At 44.8% G+C, this 11,461-nt stretch carries 11 protein-coding genes and 1 tRNA gene; 4 read left to right on the top strand and 8 right to left on the bottom strand.

All coding sequences use genetic code 11. From position 1 onward, the window contains the following. The first annotated feature begins 81 nt into the window (after positions 1-81). On the top strand, positions 82-330 hold the full coding sequence (locus tag WCK19_RS09890) for a hypothetical protein (protein WP_342397208.1): 249 nt from the start codon (positions 82-84) through the stop codon (positions 328-330). Positions 331-502: 172 nt separating this feature from the next. On the opposite strand, the gene WCK19_RS09885 is transcribed toward WCK19_RS09890, so the two are convergent. Both WCK19_RS09885 and WCK19_RS09880 read right to left on the bottom strand, forming a co-directional pair. Continuing rightward, complete coding sequence (locus WCK19_RS09885; RefSeq protein WP_342397207.1) at positions 503-1,042, bottom strand: hypothetical protein; 540 nt, start codon at positions 1,040-1,042, stop codon at positions 503-505. Between the two features lie 58 nt (positions 1,043-1,100). Then, a tRNA-Lys gene (locus WCK19_RS09880) sits at positions 1,101-1,173 on the bottom strand. A 522-nt stretch (positions 1,174-1,695) separates the two neighbouring features. Between WCK19_RS09880 and infC the strand changes: the two genes are divergently transcribed. Then, positions 1,696-2,307, top strand: a complete 612-nt coding sequence (gene infC, locus WCK19_RS09875; protein ID WP_342397206.1) for a translation initiation factor IF-3 — start codon at positions 1,696-1,698, stop codon at positions 2,305-2,307. Positions 2,308-2,387: 80 nt separating this feature from the next. Here the strand turns inward: infC and WCK19_RS09870 are convergent, their stop codons facing one another. After that, positions 2,388-3,248 (bottom strand): alpha/beta hydrolase, encoded by an 861-nt coding sequence (locus WCK19_RS09870; protein ID WP_342397205.1) that lies wholly within the window; start codon positions 3,246-3,248, stop codon positions 2,388-2,390. A gap of 97 nt (positions 3,249-3,345) precedes the next feature. Beyond that, positions 3,346-3,726, bottom strand: a complete 381-nt coding sequence (locus WCK19_RS09865; RefSeq protein ID WP_342397204.1) for a hypothetical protein — start codon at positions 3,724-3,726, stop codon at positions 3,346-3,348. A gap of 428 nt (positions 3,727-4,154) precedes the next feature. Between WCK19_RS09865 and WCK19_RS09860 the strand changes: the two genes are divergently transcribed. Continuing rightward, positions 4,155-4,367 carry a hypothetical protein gene (locus WCK19_RS09860; RefSeq protein WP_342397203.1) on the top strand — a complete coding sequence of 71 codons (213 nt, stop codon included), beginning with the start codon at positions 4,155-4,157 and terminating at the stop codon, positions 4,365-4,367. A 65-nt stretch (positions 4,368-4,432) separates the two neighbouring features. Here the strand turns inward: WCK19_RS09860 and WCK19_RS09855 are convergent, their stop codons facing one another. The 4 genes from WCK19_RS09855 to WCK19_RS09840 form a co-directional block, all read right to left on the bottom strand. Continuing rightward, on the bottom strand, positions 4,433-6,022 hold the full coding sequence (locus WCK19_RS09855) for an ABC transporter substrate-binding protein (protein WP_342397202.1): 1,590 nt from the start codon (positions 6,020-6,022) through the stop codon (positions 4,433-4,435). A 73-nt stretch (positions 6,023-6,095) separates the two neighbouring features. Then, a complete protein-coding gene (locus WCK19_RS09850; RefSeq protein WP_342397201.1) occupies positions 6,096-6,968 on the bottom strand; it encodes a carbohydrate ABC transporter permease in 873 nt (290 codons plus the stop codon). Beyond that, positions 6,965-7,978: a sugar ABC transporter permease gene (locus tag WCK19_RS09845; RefSeq protein WP_342397200.1), complete on the bottom strand. Its 1,014-nt coding sequence runs from the start codon at positions 7,976-7,978 to the stop codon at positions 6,965-6,967. Before WCK19_RS09845 ends, WCK19_RS09850 begins: the two co-directional genes overlap by 4 nt. Positions 7,979-8,130: 152 nt before the next feature. Then, the gene (locus WCK19_RS09840; RefSeq protein WP_342397199.1) at positions 8,131-9,444 is read right to left on the bottom strand and encodes a peptidoglycan recognition family protein; all 1,314 of its coding nucleotides are present in this window, start codon (positions 9,442-9,444) and stop codon (positions 8,131-8,133) included. A 265-nt stretch (positions 9,445-9,709) separates the two neighbouring features. Here WCK19_RS09840 and WCK19_RS09835 point away from each other — a divergent pair, with 265 nt between their 5' ends. Further along, positions 9,710-11,455, top strand: a complete 1,746-nt coding sequence (locus WCK19_RS09835; protein ID WP_342397198.1) for a glycosyltransferase family 39 protein — start codon at positions 9,710-9,712, stop codon at positions 11,453-11,455. The last annotated feature ends 6 nt before the right edge of the window (positions 11,456-11,461 follow it).

Genomic DNA, 11,461 nt, shown 5'->3' with positions numbered 1-11,461 from the left:
AATCTGCTAGGTAACAATATATTCACCTCGCGCTCACCCTTGTTAGTAGTTAAAAATTAAGTAATTACGGAAGTATTCCCAATGGAAAATAAAAAGAAATCCACAATTCAGATTAAAATAATCGCAGAAGAACATCCAGACGGGTGGGTGGCTTACCCCCTCGGTATTGAAGGTGTTGTTATTGGCGACGGTAATACTAAAGAAGAAGCTATAAATGACCTGCTCTCCGCAATTAAATTTCACATGGAAACATTCGGAGAGCAGACTTTGGGAATATTTGAGGATCCAATTATTAGCGCTTCGGTTGAGGAGGTCACTGTCCCTGTATAATGCCTAAATTCCCCGTTGATGCCCCTAAACGTCGTGTTTTGAAAGCGCTGGAATTGCTCGGTTTTCAGATTGTAAGAGAAGCCGAGCATATTGCGCTTGCAAGAAACAACTCTGATGGCAGCAAAACCACAATGACAATCCCTAATCATAGCGCCGTTAAATCCTCAACCCTTCAAACTATTTGTACAAAAGCCGGTATTAAAAGGGATGATTTTTTAACTGCATACGAGCGCTCAAAATAGGTCGCTACTTCCTCGGTCTGCCCCTCTTTTTCATTATCGCCCTTGTTGGTGGTGAAGCTCACTTTTGCAAATGGGCTAGTTTCGATATAGTCTTCATTTGCCAACCAGTTGAAGAATACCTTGACTACGCGCCCGTAGGAAGCGATAGAGGCGGGGGAGAGGTCTTTACCGCAATTGTTATTCGTGCGCTCGATGATGCCCCAACGTTCCGGTTGGTGGCTACGCAAGTACGTTACAAATTCGGTGGCATGCTCGATAGACACGTTTACCGGGTGTGAGCCGCTGGAATCGTAATACCCAGTGTGCTTATACCACCAAAGGAACTTGTTAGATTTATCTTCGTAATCGTGGAGGGTCTTTTCGGATAGCCCGTTGGCGCGGCAAAAATCTAGCCAACGGGTAATCATCCCGGCAAAAGGGCAAGCCTTTACGCGGTGTAATTTCGTAGTATCAGTGGTTTTAGGTTGCATTTTTCCCCCTGAAAATCAGTGGGAAGGGATGCGTTCTGACCTTTGCAATGGGCTTGGATGGGTCGCCAGAGAATCGAACTCTGAACCCACTGATTAAGAGTCAGTTGCTCTGCCAATTGAGCTAGCGACCCAAGCGAGATATATAGTAGCATATTCCGCCATACTCGTCAACCCTTTTCCCAGGGATTATGCGTTTGAAAATAGCTGCCCCCTCTAATGACCTTACAGTGAACCTGAAATTATTTTAAATTGATACACTTGCTGTATCTCGATACGAGAAGTTTGAGCTAAACGCATAATCCCTGGTCCTTGTCCCATATGGCGTTGACGTAGTCAAATATGCGTGTTATTATTAATGTTGTATAAACCTGCTGGCTTTGAATACCCGCAAGTTTATTCTTTTTTGATTTGAACAACTTATTTACTAGTTTACCCTCTCCTAACCTTTGCTATAGCTTTGGTCCGCGGAAGGGTATCTTGGCTTTAGATAATATCTTTTGAAGTTAAAAATTAGTCAGAGTACCAACTCGTGGTAGAGAAGTTACTCCGGCACGAAACGGTAAATTATCAGATTAATTAACCGTTATGCCAATACTATTAACTATCAGCAAATATTTGCCGAAAGGAGTTTTACTATTAGCAAAAATCTTCGCGTGAACGAGCGTATCCGCGTACCCGAAGTTCGCGTTATTGATGAAAATGGAGAGCAAGCCGGAATTATGCGTACCCGTGACGCGCTAAGCATGGCACGCCAACGAAATTTCGATCTGGTAGAAGTTGCCCCTAACGCTCAACCTCCTGTATGCCGTCTGCTTGATTATGGTAAATATCGATATGAACAGACCAAAAAAGAGCGCGATGCCCGCAAAACCCAGAAAGTTATTACTGTAAAAGAGATCAGGCTTGAGCCTAAAATAGCAGAGCATGACCTTAAAGTAAAAGCTCGCCTAGCGCGGGGCTTCCTTGAAGATGGTGATAAGGTTAAGATTACGGTGCGGTTCAGAGGGCGTGAATTGGCGCATACCGACATAGGTCAGGATTTGCTGGAACAGCTTATTGAAATGCTAAAAGACATTTCTATTCTGGATCAGTCGCCTCGAATGGAAGGAAAATCCCTTACCATGATTATGTCTAAGGCAACCAAATCAGAGAAGCCCGCTCGCCCAGAAGGCACTGCGCGTCCGGCTAGTGAAGCGGGAACTCCTCCCACTTCCACCGCTCCAGCAAATGTCCCGGCACAAACGCCACCGACCATTCTTAAATAAGAAGTTAAATTTAATACCACAGGGAACAGCGTTGGTTTTCCCTGTGGTATGATTTTGTCAGGTGTATATTTCGCTTTAGCCTACTTTGTTTTTTCCCAGAAATTATTGAGGGTTTCAATGAGGCGTTCCGGTATTTCCTGCATGGGGAAATGCCCACACTTTTGTAGTTCCGCATAATGCGAGCAGGGAGTCATCTCCACGAAGGGTTTTACAAACATCGGGGGGGCTACTTGATCGTATTTTCCTGACACATATAGGGTAGGAGAAGTGATTGCCGGACAGACTTCTTTGAATTTTACGGTGTAGCCGCTCCAAAGAGTTTTCTCAAGCGTTCGGTTATCGCTGCATATTACATCGTTCATCACCAGTTCAGCTTCCCGCTCCGGTAATGGTTGATAAGTATAACGGCGCACCGCAAATTTTCTAACACGTTTGTAACGCCGTAAAAGAGGTTTTACCGCTATAATCAGCCAAACCATCACCCAGCTAATCCACTTGAAGATAAAGTGAATCCAGTTGTGAGGGTCATAGTACGCCCCACCAATGACCACCAGTTCGCTGATTCGGTCGGGATAACGTGCTGCAAAACGCATCGCTACCACTCCACCCCAGCTATGACCTACTAGCCTTATCCGTTGCAACTTCAAATGATCCAGCAACGCCAGCAAATCTCCCATGTAGCGTTCAATGCTAAAGTCGGCGCGGCGCGATTCTATCTTGCTATCGAACTGTGAAATACCGAAACCGGGCGCATCATAGGCAAGACAGGTTATTCCTTGCTGGCAATAGTTTTCAAAAAGGGACAGCCAATCATCTTGGCTACCTGCCCAACCATGCACAAAAACAATGGGAGTAGCAGAGGCATCCCCTTTAAACAAGCGGTAGCGTATGTTCACGCCTGCACGCCGGAAAGTTTTAACTTCTATTTCGTCCCAGCACAATTACTGCCCCCAACACTCCAGACACTAGACCTAACCAGAAACCTTGAGTAAAATTGTTGTTTTTTGGAGCTTTATATACACGGTAATGGCGCATATATTAGCTCCTCTTGGTAAAAAGGGCGGAAACTGCGCCACGCAATGCCGCCAACAAGGACGCAAGTCGTACCATTGGAGATACTACACCCTCACCAACGTAAATAGCCGTACCACGCGCCGTATCGGCGGCTTCATTGACTTTATCAATTAGCGGGCTAACTTTATCACGGGTGAGGTTGTTAAGCACCTGTATCAAAGCAGCTAGGATTGCCACAAGCGCAGTAACAGCGATTAGTAAGCCGCATGCGAATATCGACATCATACTTAAGGATACATAGGAAAGTTTTCGCAGAAAATCGGTATCAACCCAAATTAACACCGCGACGAGAGCTGCAATTAATACTACTACCGCGATGCCGCTAAATATCGCGACTTTTTTCATTTAGAGAATGCTCCTTGTGATTTCGTTTTCACTTTTTATTGAGGCTTTACTTTACGAGCAGATTCAAATTTGCTAAAAAATAACGAGCTTAGTATAGCATAATTTGTATTGGATTGTGGAGGCGTAAGCTCAAATAAGCAGGGCTGTTGCAAGAAAGGAATTGTCCCCTATAAAAACTTTTTAATAGGGGGTTTGACAAAGAAATAGGTTCGGATTGGTAGGGGCGCAACGCGATGCGCCCTCGTTCAACTCCTCTTCCTTACACATAATTCGGGATTCCATCAATCTGAGGTAGATATAGTGCAGAGGCTTTCACACCGCAATCCTGAAAACCTGTATAATAAGCTTGTCGAAATAATGTGGAAAAGATAGAGTAGGCTAAAATATTAGCTCTTATAATCAATTCTAGCGAATACTTGTGAGATAAAATGGCAAAACTTAAAGATAGCGCAAAGGCGCCGGACAAAAAGAAGTCGCGGCGGGGTTGGTTTTTATTATTATTTGTAGCTTCGGCGTTGGTTGTAGTCTGGCTAAAACGGCGCAATGCTAAAACGCAGCAGCCTGAAAAACCAATAGAAGCCCCTCCTCAAACAACTTTTAAGCCAAAAAAGGATATACCAGAAATAGAAGAAGCGGAATAGTTGACCGCTGAACAGGATTAATTAAAAAAAGCCCCCTCTCAAAACGAGAAGGGGCATTTTTATAACTACTTTTTCACGGTAGAGTTGTACTCATCCAATTGTTCATTGGACTTTTTGGCAGCATCATCCAGCAATTGCTTGGTAGTGCCGCCTTTGGTCAGCAGTTGATCCATCGCAGCCTCGATATTTTGGCGAGTTGAGATGAAAGTGCCGAAAATTGCGCCAGCGGTCGGGAAACCGGAAGGCGAAGCCCGCAACTGGTCAACCGCAATCTGGAATTGCGGGTATTTAGCCAGCGTGTCCTTCATATCCTGTACATTGTAAGCAGCTTTGCGTATAGGATAGTATCCGGTATTGGCAGACCAATATGCTTGAGTTTCAGGCTGGGAAGTCCATTTAACAAAATCCCAAGCGGCTTCCTGCTGCTCTTTGCTACCTTGGTCGGTAATCCACAGTGAAGCTCCACCGATAATTACGCCACCGGTTGCACCTGTAGGGCGTGGCAAATAGGCAACCCCAACATCTACGCCTTTTCCGGCAGTTTGAGCGCTACTGAGGTAACCGCGTAGGTTAGCGATGCTGTTAAAGGTAATTGCGGATTCACCAGTTACAAAGGAGGAGTCGCGAGCGGTACTATTTGCGCCGCCATCACGTCCAAAATATTTGGCAGGAGCTTCATCTAACAACTTCTTCAGGAAGTTAGGCCAGTTGGCGCCGGTATCGGTGTTGAAAATGAGTTTGGAGCTACGAGTTTCACGTCCGTTATTAGGATCGGCGAAAAGGGCATTCTGAATCGCCAATTCTTGTTCGAACAACCAGCTATAGGCGGTAAAGCCCGCGCCATACTGGGTTACTTTGCCGCTGCTATCCTTTTTGGTGAGTTTCTTAGCAGCATCAAACACTTCATCGTAAGTCCAGATGCGTTTTTCAGTATCTAGCCCGGCTTCCTTGAAAGCAGCCTTGTTGAAGTACATTACCGGGGAAGAAGTGTTGAAAGGCATCGAATAGAGCTTGCCTCCAACGGTATAGTAGTTGCGAACTGCCGGTTCAATGTCGCTGACAACATCCAACTTATCGCGGTCAATAAAATCTTGCACCGGTAGCACGCGCTTGGAGTCAATCATACGCTGAGTACCGATGTCGTAAATCTGCACTACGCTGGGCAAACTGCCGCCCGCTTGTGAAGTATTGAACTTGTTTAGGGTAGCATCGTAATCAGGTTGTTGAATTGCTTCAACGTAATATTTGCTCTGGCTGGTGTTATATTTGTTAACAGTTTGCTGTACAACGTTACCCAATGCGCCAGTCAAACCAAACCACAAGGTTATTTTTAGCGAACCGGCAGGTTGCGCTACGGGCGGGATAGGAGTAATGGTGGGAGCAGGAGCAGCGGCAGCGGTTGTCGCACCAGCCGCAGTGGTGGCGGCAGCGGTCGTTGCAGCCGCAGTAGTAGCGCCAGCCGCAGTGGTGGTGGTAGCAGCGGTTGTTGCACCAGCCGCAGTAGTAGCCGCAGCGGTAGTGGCTGCTTTGGTGGTAGCAGCAGTAGTAGCAGGGACGGGAGTCGCGGTATTGTCACCGCAAGCCACCAGCATAGCAGCCAACATAATGATGACCATCGCCAGCGAAATCAATTTCCATGATTTACTGATTTTCAAAACCTTCTCTCCTTCTTGTATAAAATAACTTCAACGACAACCAACACGCCTATGCCGGATAAACTCAGGCGTATTACCCTTTAAGCGCACCGGCGGTCAAGCCCCGCACTAATTGGCGTTGACCGAAAACGAGCAATAGCAGTGTTGGTAACATCACGATAATTGTTGCCGCCATTTGTAAATTGAATACTGCAATTTCGGAAGATCTGAAAACCGTAATGCCGACCTGAGTGGTACGCCATTCAGGGGCATCTATTACTAATAGGGGCCAGTAATATTGGTTCCAGGTATTCAAAAACGCATAAACCGCCAGAGTTCCCAGTGCAGGGCGCGATAATGGCAGCAATATAGACCATAGATAACGAGTACGCCCACACCCATCTATAATAGCGGCTTCGTAGAGGTCACGCGGTATTGTCATAAAATACTGACGCATCAGGAAAATACCAAAGCCAGTTGACAGAAACGGCACAACCAAGCCTTGATAACTATCTTTCCAGCCCCAGTTTGAAATAGTCAAATAGTTGGTAATAATTGTAGATTCCCAAGGTATCATCAAAGTACCGAGGATAATAAAAAAGAAAATGTTCTTGCCCGGAAAATTAAGGGTTGCCAGCGCGTAAGCTGCCAGCGATGAAGTAAAAAGTTGTCCAAGTGTAACCAGAAGTGACACCACAAAAGAGTTGAGAATCCAGCGACCAAGATTTTTTTCTATTTTAAAGGCATCCCCGAACGCCGAGAAGTCTAATTTACTGAAATCTGGCAATAATGTTGGTGCAATTGTGGGTCCCTGCAATGCCAACGAAAAAGAAAAAAACAGCGGAAACAGCACAATCAATGAAGCTGCTACCAGCAAAATATAGGTAGCCACTTTCTTGATTAGGCGGATTGCCTGAAATGAGCCGTAGTATGAATCTGTTTTAACTAGACCGGTTTGTGCGCTCATTGATAATGCACCTTCCTGTCCAACGATTTGAACTGAATAAATGTCAGCACGAGTAAGACCACGAACAGCACCACCGATAGCGCGGAGGCAAAGCCGTAGCGGTTATCTTTCCAGAAGGCAGTAAAAATAGTGTAAACCAGTACGTTGGTAGTGCCATCGGGACCTTCATTACCTACTAATACGTTAAATTGGGTGAACGCTTGGAAACTGGAGATAACCGAAATGACAAACAGGAAAAGCAACGTAGGGGTTAATAATGGCAGCGTAATAAATCGAAAAGCCTTCCAACCACCTGCGCCATCTATGAGACCGCTTTCGTATAAATCCTGCGGGATTGCCTGAATGCCGGAAAGGGTAATGATAAAGTTAAAACCGAGCGAAGTCCAAATGGTCATAAAAGCTACTGCAGGTAACGCAGTTAGCGCATCGTTAAGCAAAGTGGTAGATTTGATTTGAAGTAAATCAATTAGCCATTGGGTTACTTTTACGTTTGGGCTATAGATTAAAGACCAAATAACCGCTGCACTGGCTACAGAAATCGCCACGCTGCTGGTAAAAATCGTACGGAAAACGCCGATTATCTGCACTTTAGCGGTTGCCAGCACCGCTAACGCCAGCGAAGCAATAATCCCAAGCGGTACTACCATAATGGTAAAAATAATAGTAGTCCAAATGCTACGTAAGTATTCGGATCGTCCACTATCGTCTAGGTTCAAGATGCGTGAATAGTATTTTACATCGTTAAATTTAACCGGGTCGCCTTTAGCATCGGTAATAAAAAAGCTAAGGTAGATCGCCCGGAAAAATGGAATATATGTAAAAGCTATAAATATTATCAAAGCAGGCAACATGTAAAGCAATGCCCAAGCAAACTCAATCCGGCGATTTCGCGCTACATTGCGTTTTTCTTCAGGAGTACGCTTAGGCACAATCATTACAGGCTCACCAATTGCGTTAGCCAATGACCCTTTTTCATACGCCTCAGTAGAAGTTTCCTGTTTTACACTCATTGAGGGTATCCCTTTTATTGATTACAATACGCCCAGATAAATAATTTTGAGAAAAGAATAAAAATTATCGCTCTAAGCTAAAGAATACTAGACTCTTCATGTAAAGAGCGGATTAAGGAGTTTTTAAAAAGATTTTAACATCTTGTTAGCATTCAGGAGCGAGGTGGAAAATCGTAGGAATAATCCAGTCTCACCAACGCTGCATGTATCCAGCTTTCCTCATGTTCATTGGCAATATGTAGCCAGTAAATACTACCCAACAATTCCGGACCGATTACATACCCATCGAATTGAAATCTGTTTCCTCGTTGAGCAGTTCGTAATACTGTCCCTTGCTCCATAGAAGGCGATTTGCGGATATTTGCCAACTCCACATTTATCATTCCGCTTCCAAGCTCTGCTCTGATAAAAGTAGCCACAACTTCTGTTTCAAAAACAGGCTTATTGGCAAATAACTCATTTTGGAAAAAAGATTCGAACTCTTTTTCAACATCAAAATTAGGCAACATAGCTGCCTGGGGTGGCGGCAATTCTTCGGGATGCGTAAGCGCGTGATTAAAAAACAAGGCGCGATCATCATCACCTATCATTGATGGTATTTCACCAGAAGGAGCTATTTCGTAATCAGCTTGTTCAAAATCCGCTTCTGTAACCTCATCTTGCTGCGGTTCTTGATAGAAATCTGCAAAAGTGAAGGGCTTCAAAGGTTCTTCGGGAGTATATGCTGGCATTTGGACTATATCATGCAGAACTGTTTCGGGTTCTATCTCAGAACTAGAAGAACTCTCTTTAGCCGGTATGAATTCTGACTCACCTATAAATAAATCGTTTAGCTCAAAGCTATGTTCCGTTGGAATCGCAGTTGGAATATCATCCATCCAAACTGGTAGTGGCTTTACTTCAGGCTCAGTAGCTATTTCTACATTATTCTGACCTGAATTAACGAGAGCTTGTAATAGATGCGCCCATGGAAAGCCTGCACCGGGGTCGGCGGCACGCTCTAGCCTGTCTAAATGAGAATGCCCGATAATATGCTGCTCATCGGCAAGTATGTTCCATTGAGCCAACAATTGGCGGTGTAATTCCAATGCCGCTTCATACTGTTCTTGAGTGAGTGGTTCCCCACTATAGCCCTCATATTCAATCGAAATGGTTATGGAATTCAGATTTACGCCCTCTCTTAACGCTTCAGTAACCCAATCAAGGGTAATATCATAATCTTGCACTATACCGTTAGCCCAAGCAGTATCTTCAACTGCCACAAATTGCCAGATACGCCCATCCCGTCCCACACCGTAGTGTGCCGAAACTGGGTAATTACCTAAATCGCCGTTAAAATACCGAAACGTATCTTCCAATGTCCCCTGCATGGTATGCTCAACTATAGCTACCGGATGCTGCTGTCCGCGCCCCTTCCAAAAATTCTTTACCGGATATAATTCAATGGAAATAGCAGTTGTTTGCATACTCTCCCTTAATTAGTGAATTCTATTTCTATAGATTTATGTATATGATTTGATTGCTGCGCGTTATTAGTGATGATTCCTAAAAAAGATTATAGCTTAAATTCCGAAAATTATCATAATCATAGCTAAAAGCATGCTTTTATGCAATCGTCAGGTTTGAAATTTGAAATATATAAATATATCGGCAACATTGCGCCTTGAAGCTCAAACTGTTAAAATCCTTCCTGTTTTGAGGCTTGCAGCAAATTTCAGAAAGCAGTGCTGGTTGGATAAAAACCTAAAACCCCTAACTTATAAAAGAATATTACTCACCAACCCATGGTTTGAACGTACACTGGGTTTGCTGGTATTTGCCGGATATATCTTGTGGCTGGCGCTACCAACCCGAATACCGGCTATTACACTTTTTGGGTTGGCGTTGGCGGGAGTAGCAGCGGCGATATATGCTAAACAACCTGCAAGAGCGAGAGAATGGGCTAAAATCCTTTTAAAGCCTAAAAACCTGTTGCTTGGCTTGATTTTAATAGTGGCGGTTGGAGTCAGATTGCCCGGTATCTCCCAGAGTTTGCCCTACCTCGATAACCCAGATGAGCCTACAACCGTAACTGCCGCAATCAAGATGCTGCAAACGGGTGATTTGAATCCGCATTTCTTTCGCTGGCCCAGCCTACCATTTTACACCCAATTTATTCTATCTTTACCTCAATTCCTGTCAGGGGTCGGTAGTGGGGCTTTTACAGGATTGAACCAAATTGTGCCGGATAATTTTTATCTGGCGGGGCGGCTTTTATCGGCTACGCTTGGTATTGCTACGGTGGGCTTAATCTATCTAATCGGGCGCATCGTCTATTCCTCGGCAGCAGGTTTGACCGCAGCTTTTATTCTGGCAATTATTCCACTACATAGCGAAAACTCACGCTATGTTACGCCCGATATTATGGTGGGCTTTTTTGCTACCCTGACTTTGTTGTTTGCAGCTTTGATTTACAAGACTGGACAGCTAAAGTGGTATTTATGGGCGGGGGTTGCGTCCGGTTTGACTATTGGCACAAAATACAATGTGGCAATAGTGCTGATAACAGTAGTTCTGGCGCATTTCCTGAGCGAGAAACGCAAGGGAATAGGCTTTGTCAGGCTTGGCGCAACAATAGGGTTAGCGTTGGGTGTATTCATCCTAACTACCCCCTTTCTAGCGCTGGATTTGAGCGGGTTCTTGAATGAAATGGCTTTCCAAGTGCGCCATTACACGCTAGAGGGACACGGCGCAAACTTTACGGGAGAGAGTTGGAAAGCCTACCTATCCTATATATTCAACGAGGCGTTTGTATATCAGGGTGTAGTGGCTTTGGGCGGTGGAATCCTGCTGGCGTTGATACGGCAGAGTCGCGCTGACTGGTTGATTTTATCACTCCCTGCAACAGGTTATTTCTTTTTCTCATCGGCATTGGTACACTTTCCCCGAAACCTGATTCCGTTATTGCCATCAATGGCGCTGCTTGCCGCTGAATTTATTCTGTGGCTGACAGTGCAAGGTTTCAAGCTGTTTCAGGGCAAAATGCGCGATAGCAATAGCCGGTTAGTAATAAAAACCTTTATTGTGGTAATATTAACTCTGGGATTTTTCTTCTTTGGCATACGAAATAGTATTTTAACAACGCGCTATAATTTGCAGCCCGATACAAGAATTCAAGCGGGAGCATGGATTACCCAAAACCTCCCGGTTGGCGCAAAATTGCGGCTAGAGCCTTTTACGCCATATCTTTCGCCTGAGCGTTTTCAGGGCGTTACCGAGCAACGTCCTATCGGCGGGAGAGGTCTGGAATGGTATCAGCAACAGGGCTACGATTACCTAGTAGCCAGTAGCTATGAATATAAAGAGCTTATTGCAACCGACCCGCAGGCTGCTTTGAACTACAGCGCAATTTTCCAAGAAGCGCAACTGGTAAAAGAATTTCCGGGGGATAGCGCAGAACGCCCCGGTCCGACAATCAGGATTTATAAGGTGAGATAATACCGA

Source organism: Candidatus Chlorohelix sp. (assembly GCF_037138995.1).
In the GTDB taxonomy this organism is placed as follows: Bacteria; Chloroflexota; Chloroflexia; order Chloroheliales; family Chloroheliaceae; genus Chlorohelix.
The sequence above is the reverse complement of the archived record's forward strand: the minus strand, read 5'-3'. Positions and strand labels throughout refer to the sequence as shown.